We start from the raw sequence: 18851 nt of genomic DNA, 5'->3' as shown, positions 1-18851 counted from the left end.
GCGGGCGTCAGCCGCCCGCGCGAATTTATGAAAAGCGCGTAAAAAGGCCCGCCGGTGCAGCACCGGCGGGCCTTTTCATATCAGAAGGTAAAGCCAGCCCGAATGCCATATTCACGCGGCGCGCCGTAAAATTCGCGCAGCCCGAACTGGCCGCTGACATAGCGCTTGCCGGTCAGGTTGGTGCCATAGGCTTCGATATGGAACTGCCCTGTGCGCAGCGTCACGATGCCAGACAGCAACCCATATCCCGCGATCCGGTCCGACACCGGAGAATAAGCGAGGTAGGTAAAGCGCGACCCTACATGGGAATAGTTTACGCGCGGCGTCAGTGTGACGTCATCACCCAGCTGGAATTCATAAGCAGCGCTGCCACCATAGGTCCATTTGGGCGAATAGAGGTTGGGTCCACCATCGGTCGTGATGATCGCCGGTGTGTAATCGTAACAGAAGGGCGGCGTCGATGGCGTTCCGACAGGACATTGCGGCCCCAAATTACCCGACGGGATCGCCCGCGTGTTGACGAAGGTAAGCCCGCTGAGCTTTGAGTGAACATAGGCGAAGTTCGCGTCGAAACTGAATCCGCCAAACTTGCTTTGCAACTGCCCCTCAATGCCCTTGATCGTTCCCTGGGAAATATTCTGCACGCCGTTAAAGCCGGTGCTGGGTTCCACCACTTCGAACTGGAACGCCGAATAATCATTGTAGAAAGCGGAAATCTGCGTGCGGACGTGCCGGTCGAACAGGCTCGCCTTCCAGCCGATTTCATAGTTCCACACCGTTTCCGGCCGGAATTCGGAATCGACGGCGTTGAAGCCACCCGGCTTGTATCCCCGCGCAACAAAGGCATAGAGCAGATTGTCGGGGTCAACGGTCCAGTTGATCGCCGCCTTGCCCGTCACGCGTCCATCCTGATGCGCTCCCGACAGGTCCGCCACCGGCAGACCGCCCGGCGGAAAGCCGGGGATGCCCGCACCGATGCGCACCTGCCCCACGCCGCTCGCTTTATAGTGCGAATAACGACCGCCCAGTTGCAGCTGGACGTCGGGCGTGATCCGGTAGCTGCCCTGTGCGAAAGCGCCCAGCGTCGTGCGCACATTGTCCGGGTCGATGTCGGTGGGGAAGCCTACCTGAGTTTGGCGGATGCGAACCTTGATCTCGTTCCGCTGGAAATAGCCGCCGAGAATCCATTCAAACGTCCCGCCCGCAGGCGAAATCAAATTGACCTCCTCGCTATACTGCCGTTCGCGAGCATAATAATCCTCGCGGATACCGCCGGGTGCCTGCGAAGCATCAAGGTCGTTGACGCCCTCGATCTTCTTGCTCTGATACCCGCTCAACGACCGCAGGACGATGCCGTTGGCAAATTCCTGGCGCAGTTCCAGGCTGGCGATGAACGCTTTTTCCCGGATCGCAACCGGCGTGTCATAACTCAGGGTATAGATATCACCGACGCGGAAATCGCCAAATTCAGTTCCCCTGATCGGTCGATAAGCATAACCGCCGATATCGCGGTCATTATACTGGACCTTCAACAGCGCGCGAAAGTCGCCCGGTTCCCACAACACGCCGATCCGACCGCCCTTTTCGTCCAGCTTGCCTGCCTTGTTGTTAAAGGGGCCGACGTCGGTGAAATAGCTGTCATGTCCACGGTAGAAACCCGCGCCGCGCACCGCGAGATTGGAGGACAGCGGCACGTTCAGCGCGCCTTCCAATCCGAAATTACCCCGGTTCCCGGCGCTGCCTTCGGCATAGCCGCTGATGCGGTCGACATCCGGGTTGCGTGAGTTGATGAAGATCGCGCCGCCGGTCGAGTTGCTGCCGACCAACGTTCCCTGCGGCCCGCGCAGCACTTCGACGCTGGCCAGATCGTAAAAGCTGTTGGCCTGAACGATCGGCGGCTGGAACAGGCCATCGACATAGGTCGCGACACCGGCGGTGACATTGGGCGAGTTACTGGCAAGGCCGATGCCGCGAATGTTGATAGCCGACGTGACCCCCGCGTCCGAAATCGACAAGCCCGGCGTGGCATTTTGCAGGTCGTTAAGCCGGACGACGGCGTTCGCCTTCAGGGCGCTTGCATCCAGCGCGCTGGCGGAAACCGGCACCTTCTGCAGATTTTCGGTACGGCGCTGGGCGGTCACGACGATCTCGCCCAACGGGTCAGACGCGGCAGCCTGCGGCGTTGCGTCCTGCGCCCACGCCTGCCCGGTGCACAGGCTGACTATGGCCGTGGAGGTTACGAGCAATATACGCTTCATTTTTTGTCTCCCCATTCTTGCTTCTCTTGTACTTATTTCGGCGACCAGGCGGATACGGCCTGAAGGAATGCTGCGGTTTCCGCAGTGGGCTTTTCGTCACCCGGCGGGAAATAGCTGATCTTGACGACAACGGTGCGGGAACGCGGGTCGACGTAGATATACTGGCCCTGTAGCCCCAGCGCGGAATAGGCGCCCTTGTCGTCCAGGACCCACCACTGCATCGCATAGCCGGTCGGCATGCCCGGCGCGTTCGCGTCGGCGGGGGTCGATGGCGCGGTGGACGTGCGCACCCAGTCGGCGGGGATCACCTGCCGCCCGTTGGCGCGGCCATTATCCAGCATCATCTGGCCGATCCGCGCGAAATCACGCAGCGTCGCGTTAAAGCCCGCGCCGCTGAATTCGCGTCCGACGCCCGGCTGGCCGTCCATGATGTAAAAGCCGTCCTGCTCCGCGCCCATCGGCTCCCACAATTTCTGCGCGGTATAGGCCGCGACGCTCGTGCCGCTGACCCGCTCGATCAGCCAGCCCAGCACTGCGGTATCCAGCGTTTTATACTGGAACACGCTGCCCGGTTTATGGAGCCGTTTGGCCGTCCGGGCGACGTCGGCAAAGCGCGCGACATTCTTGACCAGCGCCGCGATATGATTGCGCGCGGCGACGCCGGGGTTGGCGAAATCATATCGCTCCTCATAATCCACGCCCGAACGCATTTGCAGGATTTGTCGGATCGTGACGCCGTCATAGCCCCCGCCTTTCAGTTCGGGCAGATAGGTCGCGATATTGTCGTCGATCGACTTGATCCGCCCTTCCGTCAGAGCGCACCCCACCAGCAGCGACGTAATCGACTTGGTCATCGACCAGGCAATGAACCGGCTGTTTTCATCACTGTTGTTGCGATAGATTTCGCTGACGATCTTGCCGTCCTTCATCACCAGCAATGCGTTGGTATAGGTGCGGTCGAGAAAATCTTGTGCCGTGTAGTTTTTCCCGCCGAAACCATAGGTGAAATCGAGCGCGGCGTCCGCGCGCGGCAGGCGCCATGGCGCTCCGGCATGGGCGACGGTGCGGGTCGTGAACAGCCGGTCCATGCTGCGGAAAGTCAGGGCATTGATATCCCCGTCCAGCATGCGCCAACGGGCGATCTGAACCGCGACCGGCACGGTGGAGGGCGGCCCCTCCGTCAGCACCGGTGGCAACATCTGCTGAGCGACCGCCGGCTGCGCTGCCGCGCACAATGTCCCCAGAACGAAGCTTGATAAAAATCCTGTCCGCTTGTGCACACACACATCCTATGCCCTTTGGTCGAACGATGCCCGTCGACCTGATTGGCTTGAATGTGAACCTGTCGGAAAATCGGCGCGGCTCCCAAATGGGATATGCCGCGCCATCGGCAATTCAATGCAGGTGGCCGTATATCTGCGCTATGGCAGACCCATAAAGTTTCCCGACCAGGTCGGCCTGACGGCGGCTATCCGTCTTTTCCAATATCCGTTTCATCTGGATGCGCACTGTGCCCACCGATATGCCGCGACGGTCGGCATAGCTGTTCAGTGATATGCCTTGGGACAGGGCGATGGCCAGCTGCGCTTCGGCAGGCGTCAGGCCAAACAGGGACATGACGTGCCCGGCCGAAAGCGGTGGTGCCTGCCCCGGATCGATCAGGATCATCGCCACGTCATCCTGTTCCTCGCCCCACCCCTGTGCCAACCCCGCCTCCAACGCGCTGGAGGGAATGGCGATGGCCTGCACCATGCTCCCGCCCGGTGATCCGAACACGGTCGCGATCATGTCATCGCGGCAGGCTGGCGACAAAAGCCGCTCCAGCCTGTGCCGGCTATCGGCTGACACCCCACGCAACTGCCCATTGCCCAGCGTCAGCGACGCACCGCTCGCCAATATTTCTGATGCCGCGCGATTGCGCCAGCGCACCTCGCCATTCTTGCTGCACACCAATATGCCCGCCCGCAGCCGATCCGTGATCGACCGGATCGCCGCCTCTGCCACATCTGCTGCCTGCAATTTGGCCACCACGCGCGACAAGGACAAAAGATGCGGGCCGATTTCCCGCAGGAAGGTCGCGTCTATCCGATCGCTGTCGACCAGGTCGTCAATCCGCCTGTGAAGGATCAGGCTGAAATAGCGGGATGGTTCGAATTCGAAGAGGATACCCGTCCCCCCCCTCAGCCCGACCTGCGCCAGGCGATGGCGCGTTTCGGCCAGTTGCGGGGAGCGCGCGCCAAAACGCTCATCATCGGTCAGGACGGCGAGCGACTTATTCGGCTCACTCAGCGCAAGCCGGGGGTTTTCGGCATTGTTGATCCATCGGTCATGCTGCGACGCATGGGCATGCGAATAGGAATCCCGCTCCTGCCACCTGCGTGACAGGAAATCCCCCTCCCGACGATATATCTGCACGGCTGCGCTACGAGCGCCAAGACCTTCGCAAATCTGGTCGAGCAGAGAACGCCACTGGCCCGGATGATCGCAACATCCGTAAAGATCAGGCAAAATTCGCGTGCTAAGATCGTTTGCCATTGCATCCCTCCCTCCATCGCCGCGCGCTTATTATTTTCTGCGGAGACGGATTGCCTACGATAACAAATGTTATTCATGATAACAAACTATACCGCGAGGAGCAGACAGTAATTTCTCCACTGCACAGGCACCGCCCCCCGCTACAGAGGCAATCCGACATAATTTTCCGCAATCGCCGTCCGCGCGGCGACGGACGATGCGATATAGTCCAGTTCGGCGATCTGCATCTTGCGATCGAACGCGTCGCTGTCGGGAAAACGATGGAGCAATCGCGTCAATTGCCAGGAAAAACGCTCCGCTTTCCACACCCGCGCCAGCGCGCGACCGGAGTAGGCTGCGACAGCGTCGTTATCATTGCTCCTGAAATAGCGGGAAAGCGCTTCCGACAGATAATGCACGTCCGATGCTGCCAGGTTCAGCCCCTTGGCCCCTGTTGGCGGCACGATATGGGCGCTGTCCCCCGCCAGCATCACCCTGCCATGCCGCATCGGTTCAAAGACGAAGGAACGCAAAGGCGCTATCGACTTTTCCAACGCCGGGCCGCGCACGATATGCGCCGCCGCCTCTGGCCCCAGCCGGATCGCCAGTTCGTCCCACAGCCGTTCGTCGGGCCAATTCTCTATCCGGTCGTCCAGGGGCACTTGCACATAATAGCGGCTTCGCGATCCAGACCGCATCGACGCGAGCGCGAAGCCGCGCTCATGGTTCGCATAGATCAGTTCCTGACTGCATGGCGGCACATCGGCGAGGATGCCGAGCCAGCCAAAGGGATAGTTTTTCTCATAAGCCGTCGCTACCAAAGCCGGAACCGCTTGCCGGGATGGCCCATGATAGCCGTCGCAGCCGCATATGAACTGCGCGTCGATCCTGTGGGCCACGCCGCCCTTATGGTAGCTGATATAGGGCGCGTCGCTTTCGACATCGTGAAGGCACACGTCGGACGCCTCATAGACGATCTGGAGTCCACGGCCAGGCGCGGCATCCATAAGGTCGCGTGTCAGCTCCGTCTGGCCGTAAACCATCACCTGCCTGCCGGTCAGGGCTTCGATGTCGATATGGATCAACCGTTCGCCGTCGGCCAGATGGAAACCCGAATGGACCAGCCCCTCGCGGTGCATCCGCTCGCCCAGGCCGATGCGGTCCATCAGGTCCGTCGTCGTCCTCTCCAGCACGCCTGCGCGGATGCGGCCCAGCACATAATCGGCAGAAGCGCGCTCCACCACGACAACGTCCACACCCTCCGCGCGCAGCAAATGCCCCAGCAACAGACCGGCGGGGCCAGCGCCCACGATGGCGACCTGCGTTCTCATGACGATCCTCCCTAATCGGCCTGCGACCTTCCTGATCGAACATGACGCCACCGGCGCTTGTCCGACAGGGCGGCATCCGTCTATTAGTTGGACAATCCAACAGCCATGGGACCTGCCATGCCCTCACCATCACCCACGCCATCGCCGCCGATCCCCGCCTTCTATCTCTACGGCGAACCGGTACGCAGCGTCGCAGAGGGGTTCGTCCATGTCGAAGCCCTGGACGACCGATCCCGCCCCAGCGAATGGACGATCCGGCCTCATGTCCACCGCGACCTCAACCATATCATCCTGATCGCCGAGGGCGGCGGCTCCATGCGGGCGGAGGGTGACACTGTGGATTTCACCGCGCCCTGCATGCTCCTCATCCCCGCAGGCGTGGTCCACGGCTTCACCTGGCATAGGGACTCGCGCGGCTGGGTGACGACGATTGCGGACCTCTACCTCTCCCACCTGCTCCAGCGCGACCCGGATCTCACCGCCCTGTTCCGCAGGGCCTGCGCAGTTGCCCTCCCGCCACAGGAACGCGCGCCGGTCGAACATCGGATAGAGCGTCTCGCGCAGGAGCTTGGCTGGTCCGGGCGCGGCCGCCGCGCAGCCGTGGAATCGCTGCTGCTGTGGCTCATGGTCCATATATTGCGCGTGACGACGGTGTCGGAAGCCAATGTGAACGTGCCGGGCCGCCAGGCCATGCTCGTTGCACGACTGCGTGATCGGATCGAACAGCGTTTCCGCCTACGTGAACCCGTCGCGGTCCATGCGCGCGCACTCGGCATCAGTGAAAGCGCGCTGCGTCAGGCCTGCGCCAACGTGGCGGCGGCGGCTCCCGCCACGATGCTGGACGAACGCACATTTCTGGAAGCATGCCGCCTGCTGCTCTATTCCAACCTGTCCGTGACCGAAATCGCCTATGCCGTGGGGTTCGACGATCCCGCCTATTTCTCGCGCTTCTTCGTTCGTCGCGCCGGAATGCCGCCGCGCGCATATAGAGCGCACACGGCACAGGCGCACTCACCCGACCCTGTCTAACCGGGCGGCGGCACCCTATGCCGTCGCGCCCGGCTCTTCCCGTTCAAGAATATCCAGCGCATCCTGCAACGCCTGCCTGATTTCAGGCGTCAGCCTCTCTTCATAACGCTGCTCATGCGCGGTCATGATCCTGTTCGCCCGCGCACATGCTTCCTCGCCCAACGGCGTGAGGGACAAGGCGACCGAACGACCATCGACAGGCGACTTTCGCACCAGATCCCTCTGCGTCAACGCGGTGATGAGCGGCACCATATTGGCCCGCTTGATGCCCAGCGTGCGGCCAATATCGCTCTGAATGCAATCTGGATTGGCACCGATCAGCATGATGATCGTCGCTTCGACCGGGCGCAGACCGATCGCTTCCAGCGCCGCGCCCAGATTGGCCATCATCGCGGAGGACGCCCGGCGCAGGCGATAGCCCAAACGCTGCGTCACAGGATTCGTCAATTGGTCGTCGGCGCGCTTCTTTTCCATCCCCTCGACCATAATGTTATTGCCCAGAACAATCAACATTGGTATGTTTCATAACAATAGGAGAGGGCGAGAACATGCCACAATCGGAAATTTCCCTGATTATCGGCGGCGAATCGCGCGATGCGACCTCGACCTTCGACCGCATCAATCCGGTTACAGGAGCCGTCGCCACCCGCGCCGCCGCCGCCAGCACGAATGATGCCATCGCCGCCGTCAATGCCGCGAGCGCCGCCTTCCCCACATGGTCCGCACTTGGCCCCAATGCTCGCCGCGCCGCATTGATGAGGGCCGCCGATGCCCTCAACGCCAGGGTCGCCGATTTCGTCGACGCGATGATGGAAGAAGTCGGCGCAACCGAGGGGTGGGCCCGCTTCAACCTGATGCTCTCCGTCTCTATCGTGCGGGAAGCAGCGGCGCTCACCACGCAAATCGGTGGAGAGGTCATTCCGTCCGACAAGCCCGGCTGCATCGCCATGGCAATCCGCGAAGCCGCCGGCGTGGTGCTGTCGATGGCACCGTGGAACGCACCGATCATCCTCGCCACCCGCGCCATCGCCGTGCCGCTGGCTTGCGGCAATACGGTGGTGCTCAAGGCTTCCGAACAATGCCCGCGTACCCACGGCCTGATCGTGGAAGCGTTCGTGGAAGCGGGCCTTGGCAGCGGCATCGTCAACCTCATCACCAACGCGCCGCAGGACGCTGCCGCAGTCGTCGGTGCGATGATCGATCACCCCGCCGTGCGCCGGGTCAACTTCACCGGGTCGACCGCCGTCGGCAGGATCATCGCGGTACGCTGCGCCCAAAATCTGAAGCCCGTGCTGCTGGAACTGGGTGGCAAGGCACCGCTGATCATACTCGACGATGCCGATCTCGATGAAGCGGTAAAGGCCGCAGCGTTCGGCGCGTTCATGAACCAGGGCCAAATTTGCATGTCGACCGAACGGATCATCGTGGTCGATGCCGTCGCCGATGCCTTTGCCGAAAAGTTCAGGGCCAAGGTCGCCACCATGGCCGTGGGCGACCCGCGTGAAGGCAAGACGCCGCTGGGCGCGGTGGTGGATGCCAAGACCGTCGCCCACGTCCGTTCACTGATCGACGATGCACTGGCATCGGGCGCGACGCAGCTGAATGGCGGTGACGCGAACGGCGTCCTGATGCCCGCCCATGTCATCGACGGCGTGACGCCCAGCATGAAGCTGTTCCGCGACGAAAGTTTCGGCCCGGTCGTCGGCATCATCCGTGCCCGTGACGAAGATCATGCCATCGAACTGGCGAACGACACCGAATATGGCCTGTCCGCCTCTGTCTTCACGCGCGACACCGCGCGCGGGCTGAAGGTCGCGCGGCAGATCCAGTCCGGCATCTGCCATGTGAACGGCCCGACCGTCCATGACGAAGCGCAGATGCCCTTCGGCGGGGTCAAGGCGTCGGGCTATGGCAAATTCGGCGGCCGCGCCGGGATCGACAGCTTCACCGAACTGCGCTGGATCACCATCGAAACCGAGCCGGGCCACTATCCGATCTGATCCCCTCTTTAATGATTTTGCGGAGACTTTTCCCATGACCAACATCCTGCATGTCGAGGGCGTCGAACAGACCGAACTCGAAACCGTCGCCTTCACCGTCGAAAATGGCGTCGCCTGGGTCAGCCTCAATCGCCCGGACAAGCGCAACTGCATGTCCCCGCGCCTGAACCGGCAGATGATGCGCGTGCTCGACGCGCTGGAGTTTCGCGATGATGTCGGCGTCCTGGTCCTCACCGGCGAAGGCACGGCCTGGACGGCGGGCATGGATCTGAAGGAATATTTCCGCGAAACCGAAGCGCGCGGGCTGCAAGGCACGCGCGAGGCGCAGCGCGAAAGCTATGGCTGGTGGCGGCGGCTGCGCTGGTATCAGAAACCGACGATCGCCATGGTCAACGGCTGGTGCTTTGGCGGCGGTTATGGCCCCCTCTTCGCCTGCGACCTCGCCTTCGCGGCGGACGATGCGCAGTTCGGCCTGTCCGAAATCAACTGGGGCATCCTGCCCGGCGGCGGCGCTGCCAAGGTCGCGACCGAACTCACCAGCTTTCGTAACGCCATGTATCATTCGCTGATGGGTGAAAATGTCGATGGCAAGACGGCGGCGCAATGGGGCTTCGTCAACGAGGCGCTGCCGCTCGCGCAGTTGAAGGACCGCGTCTCCGAAGTCGCACAAAAGCTGCTGACCAAGAACCCCGTCGCTTTGAAGGCCACAAAGGACGCCGTTCGCCGCGTCCGCGAAATGACCTATGACAATGCCGAGGATTATCTGATCCGCGCACAGGAAGCGGCCAACAGCTTCGACAATGAAGGCCGCAAGGAAGGCATCAAGCAGTTTATCGACGATAAAAGCTACAAGCCGGGTCTGGGCGCTTACGACAAGTCCAAACAGAGCGCCTGACAGGGCTGGTTACGACGGGGCCGGACCTTCAACATGGGCGGCCCGGCAGGAATAACTGCCGATTTTACTGGAGAGACTGACCCATGACGGTCGAGGCCCTGAATCCGCCCATGTGTACCGATAGCGGCACATCGCTCGACCGCCTGTTGCGCCCACGTTCGGTCGCAATCGTCGGCGCGTCCGACAAGGTCGGCGCGCTGGGCGCGTCCGTCCTCTCCAACCTCCTCCGCAACGGATTTTCAGGCGACATCCACCTCATCAACCCTAAACGGGCGGAGATCGACGGACGGCCATGCTTGCCATCGGTCGACGCCCTGCCCGATGGCGTGGACGCCGCCGTCCTCGCCATCCCCCGCGTCGCGGTGCTCGAAACTGTCAAGGCGCTGGCCGCACGCAATGTCGGCGCGGTCGTCATCTTTTCCGCCGGGTTTGCCGAAGGCGGTGAGGAAGGCCTTGCCGAACAGCGCGAGATCGGCCGGATCGCCGCCGAAACGGGCATGGTGATCGAAGGGCCAAATTGCCTGGGCATGACCAACTTCATCGACCGCATACCGCTGACCTTTGTCGAAACCAGCGTGCAGCCCCTGGGTGACCGTCGCGGCATCGGCGTCGTATCGCAGAGCGGGGCGATGGCCTGCGTCCTGTGCACGACGCTGGCGAGCCGCGACCTTGGCCTCTCCTTCTCAATCTCGACCGGCAACGAAGCAGCTTCGGGTGTGGAGGACTATGTCGATCACCTGCTCGGCGATGACGCGACGCAGGTCATCGCCATGATCGTTGAGCAGTTCCGCAAGCCGCAACGCTTCCTCGCCGCCGCCCGCCGCGCGCGCGCGCTGGGCAAGACTATCGTCCTCCTCCACCCCGGAAAATCCAGCGCCGCGCGGGAATCCGCAGCCACCCATACGGGAGCGATCGCGGGCGACTATCAGGTCATGCGGGTGAAGGTGGAACGTGCGGGCGTCATCCTGGTCGAAACGCTCGAAGAACTGGGCGACGTCGCGGAAATCGCGCTGCGCTGTCCCACGATCCCGGCGGGCGGGGTCGCGGTGCTGGGGGAAAGCGGCGCGTTCAAGGCGCTGACCCTGGACCTGTGCGAAGCGATCGACCTCGACCTGCCGCAAGTGGATGACGGCAACGCCCCGGCCCTGCGCGCCGCGCTTCCCGCTTTCGTCCCGGTCTCCAACCCGCTGGACCTGACGGCGCAGGGGCTGGTCGAACCCGACCTCTATTATCGCACGCTCGCCGCGCTGTTCTCCGACGACCGTTTCGGCAGCGTCGTCGCCGGGATCATCCAGACCGATCCGATCACCGTCGGCATCAAGCTGCCGCCGATCCTGCGCGCGGTCGATGAACTGAAACCCGAAAAGCCGATCATCCTCGCTGGACTGGACGAAGGGGCGGACATCTTGCCCGACTATATCAACCAGCTTCGGGCCTTTGGCATTCCCTATTTCCCCTCAACCGAACGCGCCTTTCGCGCCCTCAAACGCCTGAACGACCATGCCCGCCGCGATTTCCGCGAAACCGACGCCGCGCCGCTTGCCGCTCCCGGCCTGCCCGAACAAGGCGGCGTCATCCCGGAATATCGGTGCAAGGCGATACTCGCGCCGCTTGGCATCCCCTTCCCTCGCGGCGCTTTCTGCACCACCATCGATGAAGCGCTCAGCGCGGCGCTGAACATCGGCTATCCCGTGGCGCTCAAGGCACAATCCGCCGACCTCAGCCACAAAAGCGACGCGGGCGGTGTCGTGCTGAACCTTCGCGATGCGGATGAACTGCGCGCCGGATGGGACCGCCTGCATGCCAATGTCGCCGCTTATGATACGAGCATCGCCCTCGACGGTGCGTTGCTCGAAGCCATGGGCGAGCGTGGGACAGAACTCATCATCGGCGCGAAAAGCGACCCTGATTGGGGTCCGGTCATCCTCGCCGGTTTCGGGGGCGTCACCGCGGAAATCCTTCAAGATGTGCGCCTGATCACCCCCGACCTATCAGTCGAAGCCATCGCCGCCGAACTGCACAAGCTCAAACAAGCCGCCCTTCTGCGTGGCTTTCGGGGATCCCCTCCGCTGGATGTGGAGGCGGCGGCACAGATCGTCGCCACACTCGGCCGCCTCATGATCGCCGAACCATCCATCCACGAGGTCGATCTCAACCCGGTAGTCCTTTATCCGCGCGGCAAAGGCGCGGTCGCGCTGGATGCCCTCATGCTGACCGGGCCGAAAAATGCCTGACCAATCGGGCGATCACAGTCATCACGTAAGGAAGGGATGAACGATGGCATCTGGCGGAACGGACATCAGGCGCCTGCTGGATGAAAGCTCCATGGGCCGCCTGCAGATCACAGCGATCATCCTGTGCATCCTGCTCAACGCACTGGACGGTTTCGACGTGCTGGCCATCAGCTTCGCCTCCCCCGGCATTGCTGCCGAATGGGGCGTCGACCGGGCCGCGCTCGGCCTCGTCCTTTCGATGGAATTGATCGGCATGGCGGCGGGATCGGTGCTGCTTGGTGGCCTGGCCGACAGAATCGGGCGACGGCCAACGATCTTGCTGTGCCTGACCGTCATGACGACGGGCATGCTGGCAGCGGCGTTTTCCTTCAGCGTTGCCTCCCTGTCGGCGGTCCGATTTGTCACCGGCATCGGCATCGGCGGAATGCTGGCCTGCACGAACGCCATCGTCGCAGAGCTTGCCAACGCCCGCGCCCGCAGCCTGGCCGTCGCGCTCATGGCGGCAGGTTATCCGATGGGCGCGATATTGGGCGGCTCCGTGGCGTCCATGCTGCTGGTGTCGGGGGATTGGCGCGACATCTTCCTGCTGGGGGCCGTCATGACCGGCATCTTCCTCCCCTTCAGCATCGCCCTGCTGCCGGAATCGATCGGCTTCCTGGTGCAGAGGCGGCCCGCAAACGCGCTGGACCGCGTGAACAAGCTACTGACACGAATGGGTCATCAACAACTGAGCGCCCTGCCCAGCCCCGACATGGCAGCGCCCAAGGCATCCATTGCCACGCTGTTCACCCCCCCACTCGCCCGCACGACATTGCTGCTGACCGCATCCTATTTCGCCCATATCATGACCTTTTACTTCATTCTGAAATGGGTTCCCAAAATCGTGGTGGACATGGGCTACGCGCCGTCGGCAGCGGGCGGCGTGCTGGTATGGGCCAATGTCGGCGGCTTGATGGGCGCGCTTTTGCTCAGCGTCTTGAGCTGGCGGATCGACGTTCGCGCGCTGGTCATCACCGCCATGCTGTTCTCGACCGCCATGGTGACAGTCTTCGGCCAGGGTCAGGCAAGTCTGGCGGGATTGGCGCTGGTGGCGGCGGCGGCGGGGTTCTGTACCAATGCAGCTGTCGTCGGCCTTTACGCCATCATAGCCCACGCTTTCCCTACAACGGTCCGGGCCGGCGGCACGGGCATCGTCATCGGGATCGGCCGTGGCGGAGCGGCGCTGGGACCGATCGTTGCCGGCTTCCTCTTCACGCTCGATTTCAAGCTGCCGGTTGTGGCGCTGGTCATGGCGTCGGGATCGCTTGTCGCCGCATGCGCCCTGATCCTTCTCCCAGCCAGACGGCCCTCCCCTCAGGAATGCGTCAGCACGCCTTCGTAGGCGCTATCCTCCAGCGCCCTCCCCGCGCCAGTCGCGACGCAGGTCAGCGGGCTGTCGGCGACCCTCACGGGAAGGCCCGTGACGTCCATCAACGCTTCATCCAGCCGTCGCAGCAGCGCCCCGCCACCGGTCAGGGTGATGCCTTCCTCGATAATGTCAGCCGACAGTTCCGGCGCGGTCTGTTCAAGTGCCGTCATGACCGCCATCTTGATCTGGTTGACCGGTTCGGCCAGCGCTTCGGCGATCTCCGTCTCGCTGATCGTCATTTCGGCCGGACGCCCGTTCACCAGGTCACGGCCCTTCACGATGATGCGCCGTCCTTCACCATCAGGCGCGGTGGCAGCGCCGATTTCGCACTTCACCCGTTCGGACGTGGCTTCGCCGATCATCAGATTGTGGTTCCGGCGGATATGGGAAGCGATCGCTTCGTCCAGCCGGTCGCCGCCGACGCGCGCCGAATTGCTGTAGGCCACCCCCCGCAACGACAGCACGGCGACTTCCGTCGTGCCGCCGCCAATGTCCACGACCATCGCACCGCGAGGCTCGGTGACAGGCAGGTCCGCGCCAATCGCCGCCGCCATCGGCTCCTCAATCAACTGCACGCGGGCCGCGCCAGCGTTGGAAGCGGCATCGCGCAAAGCCCGCCGCTCCACCATGGTGGAGCCTGAAGGCACGCAAACCACGACCTCGTGACGCCGCCCGAACCTGCTGCCGTTCAGCGCCTTGTCGATGAAATGCTTGATCATCTGCTCGGCCACGTCGATGTCGGCGATGACACCGTCGCGCAGCGGCCTGATCGCCTGAATATTCGCCGGCGTCTTGCCCATCATCAGCTTGGCTTCATTGCCCACCACCTTGACCCGGCGAGAACCCTGCCGCGTTTCTATGGCGATGACGGACGGCTCGTTCAGCACGATGCCGCGGTCGCGCACATAGATAACCGTGTTCACGGTGCCAAGATCGATGGCCATGTCGCAGGCCGACGAAGAAAAGAAGCGGGGAAATTTCATGGAAATATGAAGCAATCTACTGGCGCGAAGGCGGGGAGCCGATCCCCTGCAGAAGCGCCAGCCCCAGCAGAAGGGAAGTGCGACGATCCGTCCGTTTAGTGCGCCAGGATGAAACCGCATTCCAACCTCGCAGACACGATAGATATCTGCAAAAGCCCCGCTCCACATGGATTGAGAAGCGGGGCAGTTCGGGTCGCAATGCGGGCAAATGCCTGCAAAGATACTAAGTCATGACCGTCAGATGATGACAAGATGGAAACAAATTGATCCAGGTAAGGATTTGATAATTGCGCTGGAATTGCATGCTCTTGCGCGTCCCATTTTGAAACGCGATTTACCGTTTTTTGAACATGCTGCCGCAGTCGAGGCGGGCTGGTCCATTGCGGAGAGTAAATCCTTTCCAGCCCTTCAAAATCGACGACAGACGCGCTATCTCTGCGCGGGTAAGGCGGTCAACGCCTGGGGCCCTTGCAAATGACAGACCTGCCACCCGAAGCTGATGACAAAAGTCCCACCACCATCGGGCTTCAGGTGACGCCGCGTCACGACAATATTTCGGTCAACACTATCGACCATTCCTCCTCCGCGCGCTGGCGAATCCTGTCGGCGGAGCGGGCGGAAGCGGGCATCGAACTGCTGTCGCGCTGGGCAGGGCCCGCAGCGCTTATAACAGCGGTGGCCGGGATCGCCTGGTGGATCTTCGACTGACCACCCCGCCGCGCCACTCCGGCTGATTCGTCCCACATCGGTTAATTTTTTGAGTGCGTTGCAGCAGACGAAAATTCCGTTGGTCGCACCTTCAGGGCGGAATGTCCTCCCAACCCAACGGATCATCGGAAAAGATCGTCCGAGCGTCCCACCCCCAATTGCCTGCCCCTGGCATTTATGGCCTGCTGCTGCGCAACATAAATAACAAAGCTGCGAATGTCTGATGCAAGCAGGCCGATCCTTTGGGACCGTCCGCGCCACGACGTTACGACATAAAAAGGGTTGCAGATGTCCAAAATTGATCTGGCGATTGAAGGTTCTCCCGGTCGCCAGCCTGCCACATCCGCTGTTCAGCGAACCGTCCGGCTCTGGCTATGCCTGTTGCTGCTCGTCGCCGACATGGCGGCGCTGGCGGCGGGCTTTGCCATTGGGCTGCGCGTGGCGGGCGTGCCGCTGGCCGCAGGCGAATTCTGGCACCCGCTGGCCGGGGGCATGGTCGTCTATGGCGCCATTGCCTTCCATAACCAGGCGTATAATCCGGTCTGCCTCACGCGCATCACGCCATCGCTGCGCAACGCCATCATGGCATTTGCGGGCACGCTGCTGATCTTCCTGCTGGTCGTCTTTTCGCTCAAGGCAACGGGGGACCTGTCGCGACTGGGCATCTCGACAGGGATATTGTGCAGCAGCATCCTTCTCGCGTTCCAGCGCCTGCTGATCGTTCAGTCGGTTCGCCGAAACTTCAGCGACAATCTCTTCGCCCAGCTGCTCATCATCGACGACGGAGTCATCCCTGACGATGTAACCGGCATGATATTGGTCGATGCCGCCGCCGTTGGCATCAGGGCGGACCTTGACGATCCCTATATGCTGCATCGCCTGGGCACCTTGTTGCGCGACTATGATCGTGTCGTCATTTCCTGCCCCGGCGACCGCAAGGCCGACTGGGCGCAGATGCTGAAAGGCGCGAATATCCTGGGCGAAATCATCGTGCCCGAACTTGATCCCATGGCACCGCTCGCCGTCCGAAATTGCCGTGGCGTCCCGACGCTGGTCGTGGCGCGCGGGCCACTCAACCTTGCAAATCGGGCAAAGAAACGATTGCTCGACATCGCAATCACCGTGCCGCTGCTAATCGCGCTGTCCCCTGTCCTGATCGCCGTCGCCATTGCGATCCGGCTGGATTCGGCTGGGCCGGTCTTTTTCAAACAGGAGCGAATCGGTCGGGGAAATCGCCTCTTCCACATCCTGAAATTCCGCAGCATGCGCGTCGAACAATGCGATGCTGCCGGGTCGGCATCCACGCAACGCGACGACGACCGGATCACACGGGTAGGCGCGTTCATCCGCAAGACCAGCCTCGATGAACTGCCGCAGATGATCAACGTGCTGCTGGGGGAAATGAGCCTGGTCGGACCACGTCCCCATGCCCTTGGCTCCACCGCGGAAGAACAACTGTTCTGGCAGGTCGACCGCCAATATTGGCACCGCCACGCGCTCAAGCCCGGCATCACCGGCCTTGCCCAGATTCGCGGCTTTCGCGGCGCGACCGAAACCCGTCGCGACATATTGAACCGGGTCGAAGCTGACCTTGAATATCTGCATGGCTGGAGCCTGATGCGCGACATCGGGATACTGTTCGGCACATTCAACGTGTTGGTGCACCGTAACGCCTACTGACGTCGTCACGCAGTCGGCATTTACGCAACAGCCGCCCATTTTGCGACGGGATGAGCGCGTTTCAATCCTCGCGATAACTGTTTGTTAGCCACAATATCGGATATGTCAGTCCTCACGAACAGGGCGGACATCAGAACGTGGCAGACGATTTCGCAAAGGTTGCAATGGCGCGACCTTCTCAGGGCCGACCCCATGCGGGCGACATTGTCATTCCGGCTGCCCTTCCGACCGCATCCTTTGCCGATCGTGCCGATCGCGGCGTGGAATTGCTGTCCCGATGGGCGGGCATCCTGACATTCGCCGGAACCGTGGCGGGAATCATTTACCTCATCCTCTGACCGGATGCGTGCGATTTAGCTTGCTCCCAGATGAACGAAAGCAAGGCTTTCGATGGCGGCTTCAAAACACCGCTTTTGCGACCAACTGAGCCGTTGGATTGTCGCGACCAACCGCATCTGCGGTGGTTCGTTTTGTCCTGAAATGGGGCTAGCATGACCTGAGTTGCTGCAATGCAATAAAGGGTCTGCGTTTGATTAATCCTGTAATTCCGTGCTTTCGGAAGCGCTTTTTTGCGCCCGCAAAACAATCATTTACCTCGCCGGGTTCCGCAGCTGCGGTCCTCGCGGGGTGCATCGTTGCTGCGGGCATGCCGACCATGCTGCGCGCACAAACCAGTGGCGTGCAGATCAACCGGCTCGATGATGACAGCCGCATCAAGACAATGGGACTGACCGCCACGGCGGGTCTTGACCTGCTATATGACGACAATGTCTACCGCGTCGATGATCGGGTGGAAGATCCGACCGATGACCTGATCGTGACGCCCTGGGTCGAACTTGCTTATGGCAAACCGATCGGTCGGCACGACCTGCTGTTGCGCGGGCGTCTGGGCTATGACCGCTTCATTTCCGAAGGACAGCGCAGCAAGCTGCGGATCGATACGGAGGCCAAGGCGGTCATTCGTTTCGGTGCCACCTGTTCGATCACGCCGCTCGCGTCATATCGGCAGCAGCGCGCCGATTATGGCGACCTGAACCAGCAGACGGAAAATCTGCAACGCTTCACCACCTTCGGCGCGGACCTGAATTGCGAACGACCGGGCCTCTTCCCCGTCGCCAGTTATCGGCGGGACATGGCCCGCAACGATGATGCATTCGACTATGCCGACCAGACCAGCGACAGTTTCCTGGGCGGCATCGGCTATCACAAGCCCAGCCTGGGCACGATCACCGCCTTTTACGAACGGGTGAACAGCGACCGGCGCACATTGGGGATCGAAAACCGGATCAACAGCTGGGGCCTGAAGTTTCAGCGATCCGTATCCCCCATCACTCAGGTCGACGCCGAACTGCGTTGGCTGGACGTCGCCAGCGATTCCGCAGCCGTCGGCAGCTATGACGGCCTGGGCTGGGATGTCAGCCTGTCCAGCAGCATCCTGCCCCGCTTGAAGCTGACCGCCACGACCCAGCGCGACATCGTCAACGACAGCCTGATCGCCAGCGGCTTCGCCATCCGCACCCGCCACCGGCTGGAAGGAGAATTCGCCATTTCGGAACTGACCTCGGCCGGACTCTATGCGGAGTTGGAAAGGCGCAAATTCCGTCAGGATGCCGCCCTGCGCCCCTTCTCCATCATGGCCGACCGCAACCGGCGTTTCGGCGGCACATTGAAGCGCAAATTGTCCGACCGCGCCGACGTGGTGCTGGACGCCCAACATTATGTGCGCCGCACCGACACCAGCGTCGCCAACTTCAGCGGCACGCAGGTGACGCTGGGCGCGGCGCTCCGATTTTGACCTCGAACATGAAGGA

16 protein-coding genes are annotated in these 18851 nt (G+C 62.1%); 10 read left to right on the top strand and 6 right to left on the bottom strand.

Annotation, left to right across the window (positions count from 1 at the left end; all coding sequences use genetic code 11):
* Positions 1 to 80: 80 nt before the first annotated feature.
* The 4 genes from FHS54_RS05875 to pobA form a co-directional block, all read right to left on the bottom strand.
* Positions 81 to 2258 carry a TonB-dependent receptor gene (locus FHS54_RS05875; RefSeq protein WP_167302895.1) on the bottom strand — a complete coding sequence of 726 codons (2178 nt, stop codon included), beginning with the start codon at positions 2256 to 2258 and terminating at the stop codon, positions 81 to 83.
* A 32-nt stretch (positions 2259 to 2290) separates the two neighbouring features.
* Complete coding sequence (locus tag FHS54_RS05870) at positions 2291 to 3538, bottom strand: serine hydrolase domain-containing protein (RefSeq protein WP_341785945.1); 1248 nt, start codon at positions 3536 to 3538, stop codon at positions 2291 to 2293.
* Positions 3539 to 3653: 115 nt separating this feature from the next.
* Positions 3654 to 4793, bottom strand: coding sequence for a helix-turn-helix transcriptional regulator (locus FHS54_RS05865; protein WP_167302894.1), 1140 nt, complete (start codon positions 4791 to 4793; stop codon positions 3654 to 3656).
* A 140-nt stretch (positions 4794 to 4933) separates the two neighbouring features.
* On the bottom strand, positions 4934 to 6103 hold the full coding sequence (pobA, locus tag FHS54_RS05860; RefSeq protein ID WP_167302893.1) for a 4-hydroxybenzoate 3-monooxygenase: 1170 nt from the start codon (positions 6101 to 6103) through the stop codon (positions 4934 to 4936).
* Between the two features lie 117 nt (positions 6104 to 6220).
* Here pobA and FHS54_RS05855 point away from each other — a divergent pair, with 117 nt between their 5' ends.
* A complete protein-coding gene (locus tag FHS54_RS05855; RefSeq protein ID WP_167302892.1) occupies positions 6221 to 7132 on the top strand; it encodes a helix-turn-helix domain-containing protein in 912 nt (303 codons plus the stop codon).
* Positions 7133 to 7147: 15 nt separating this feature from the next.
* Here FHS54_RS05855 and FHS54_RS05850 read toward each other — a convergent pair whose 3' ends face one another.
* The gene (locus FHS54_RS05850) at positions 7148 to 7645 is read right to left on the bottom strand and encodes a MarR family winged helix-turn-helix transcriptional regulator (RefSeq protein ID WP_208404801.1); all 498 of its coding nucleotides are present in this window, start codon (positions 7643 to 7645) and stop codon (positions 7148 to 7150) included.
* 35 nt (positions 7646 to 7680) lie between these two features.
* Here FHS54_RS05850 and FHS54_RS05845 point away from each other — a divergent pair, with 35 nt between their 5' ends.
* The 4 genes from FHS54_RS05845 to FHS54_RS05830 all read left to right on the top strand — a co-directional run bounded on the left by FHS54_RS05845 (position 7681) and on the right by FHS54_RS05830 (position 13642).
* A complete protein-coding gene (locus tag FHS54_RS05845; RefSeq protein ID WP_167302891.1) occupies positions 7681 to 9132 on the top strand; it encodes an aldehyde dehydrogenase in 1452 nt (483 codons plus the stop codon).
* Positions 9133 to 9166: 34 nt separating this feature from the next.
* Complete coding sequence (locus FHS54_RS05840; RefSeq protein ID WP_167302890.1) at positions 9167 to 10027, top strand: p-hydroxycinnamoyl CoA hydratase/lyase; 861 nt, start codon at positions 9167 to 9169, stop codon at positions 10025 to 10027.
* Between the two features lie 83 nt (positions 10028 to 10110).
* Positions 10111 to 12261 carry an acetate--CoA ligase family protein gene (locus FHS54_RS05835; protein WP_167302889.1) on the top strand — a complete coding sequence of 717 codons (2151 nt, stop codon included), beginning with the start codon at positions 10111 to 10113 and terminating at the stop codon, positions 12259 to 12261.
* Positions 12262 to 12304: 43 nt separating this feature from the next.
* The gene (locus FHS54_RS05830; RefSeq protein WP_167302888.1) at positions 12305 to 13642 is read left to right on the top strand and encodes an MFS transporter; all 1338 of its coding nucleotides are present in this window, start codon (positions 12305 to 12307) and stop codon (positions 13640 to 13642) included.
* On the opposite strand, the gene FHS54_RS05825 is transcribed toward FHS54_RS05830, so the two are convergent.
* On the bottom strand, positions 13615 to 14652 hold the full coding sequence (locus tag FHS54_RS05825) for a rod shape-determining protein (RefSeq protein WP_167302887.1): 1038 nt from the start codon (positions 14650 to 14652) through the stop codon (positions 13615 to 13617). The genes FHS54_RS05830 and FHS54_RS05825 overlap by 28 nt on opposite strands.
* A 208-nt stretch (positions 14653 to 14860) precedes the next feature.
* Between FHS54_RS05825 and FHS54_RS05820 the strand changes: the two genes are divergently transcribed.
* The 5 genes from FHS54_RS05820 to FHS54_RS05800 all read left to right on the top strand — a co-directional run bounded on the left by FHS54_RS05820 (position 14861) and on the right by FHS54_RS05800 (position 18835).
* Positions 14861 to 15130, top strand: coding sequence for a hypothetical protein (locus FHS54_RS05820; protein WP_167302886.1), 270 nt, complete (start codon positions 14861 to 14863; stop codon positions 15128 to 15130).
* On the top strand, positions 15127 to 15360 hold the full coding sequence (locus FHS54_RS05815) for a hypothetical protein (RefSeq protein WP_167302713.1): 234 nt from the start codon (positions 15127 to 15129) through the stop codon (positions 15358 to 15360). The genes FHS54_RS05820 and FHS54_RS05815 overlap by 4 nt, the downstream gene beginning before the upstream one ends.
* A gap of 288 nt (positions 15361 to 15648) precedes the next feature.
* Positions 15649 to 17040 carry a sugar transferase gene (locus FHS54_RS05810; RefSeq protein ID WP_167302885.1) on the top strand — a complete coding sequence of 464 codons (1392 nt, stop codon included), beginning with the start codon at positions 15649 to 15651 and terminating at the stop codon, positions 17038 to 17040.
* A gap of 164 nt (positions 17041 to 17204) precedes the next feature.
* On the top strand, positions 17205 to 17378 hold the full coding sequence (locus FHS54_RS05805) for a hypothetical protein (protein WP_167302712.1): 174 nt from the start codon (positions 17205 to 17207) through the stop codon (positions 17376 to 17378).
* A 317-nt stretch (positions 17379 to 17695) separates the two neighbouring features.
* Positions 17696 to 18835, top strand: coding sequence for a hypothetical protein (locus FHS54_RS05800; protein WP_243855669.1), 1140 nt, complete (start codon positions 17696 to 17698; stop codon positions 18833 to 18835).
* Positions 18836 to 18851: the final 16 nt, after the last annotated feature.

Origin of the sequence: Sphingobium vermicomposti, from assembly GCF_011762025.1 — a bacterium.
Classification (GTDB): Bacteria; Pseudomonadota; Alphaproteobacteria; order Sphingomonadales; family Sphingomonadaceae; genus Sphingobium; species Sphingobium vermicomposti.
The sequence above is the reverse complement of the archived record's forward strand: the minus strand, read 5'-3'. Positions and strand labels throughout refer to the sequence as shown.

Coding starts and splice junctions, on each gene's coding strand:
- FHS54_RS05875 (WP_167302895.1), bottom strand. CDS start 2,258: ATGAAGCGTATATTGCTCGTAACCTCCACGGCCATAGTCAGCCTGTGC.
- FHS54_RS05865 (WP_167302894.1), bottom strand. CDS start 4,793: ATGGCAAACGATCTTAGCACGCGAATTTTGCCTGATCTTTACGGATGT.
- pobA (WP_167302893.1), bottom strand. CDS start 6,103: ATGAGAACGCAGGTCGCCATCGTGGGCGCTGGCCCCGCCGGTCTGTTG.
- FHS54_RS05855 (WP_167302892.1), top strand. CDS start 6,221: ATGCCCTCACCATCACCCACGCCATCGCCGCCGATCCCCGCCTTCTAT.
- FHS54_RS05850 (WP_208404801.1), bottom strand. CDS start 7,645: ATGTTGATTGTTCTGGGCAATAACATTATGGTCGAGGGGATGGAAAAG.
- FHS54_RS05845 (WP_167302891.1), top strand. CDS start 7,681: ATGCCACAATCGGAAATTTCCCTGATTATCGGCGGCGAATCGCGCGAT.
- FHS54_RS05840 (WP_167302890.1), top strand. CDS start 9,167: ATGACCAACATCCTGCATGTCGAGGGCGTCGAACAGACCGAACTCGAA.
- FHS54_RS05835 (WP_167302889.1), top strand. CDS start 10,111: ATGACGGTCGAGGCCCTGAATCCGCCCATGTGTACCGATAGCGGCACA.
- FHS54_RS05830 (WP_167302888.1), top strand. CDS start 12,305: ATGGCATCTGGCGGAACGGACATCAGGCGCCTGCTGGATGAAAGCTCC.
- FHS54_RS05825 (WP_167302887.1), bottom strand. CDS start 14,652: ATGAAATTTCCCCGCTTCTTTTCTTCGTCGGCCTGCGACATGGCCATC.
- FHS54_RS05820 (WP_167302886.1), top strand. CDS start 14,861: ATGCCTGCAAAGATACTAAGTCATGACCGTCAGATGATGACAAGATGG.
- FHS54_RS05815 (WP_167302713.1), top strand. CDS start 15,127: ATGACAGACCTGCCACCCGAAGCTGATGACAAAAGTCCCACCACCATC.
- FHS54_RS05810 (WP_167302885.1), top strand. CDS start 15,649: ATGTCCAAAATTGATCTGGCGATTGAAGGTTCTCCCGGTCGCCAGCCT.
- FHS54_RS05805 (WP_167302712.1), top strand. CDS start 17,205: ATGGCGCGACCTTCTCAGGGCCGACCCCATGCGGGCGACATTGTCATT.
- FHS54_RS05800 (WP_243855669.1), top strand. CDS start 17,696: ATGCTGCGCGCACAAACCAGTGGCGTGCAGATCAACCGGCTCGATGAT.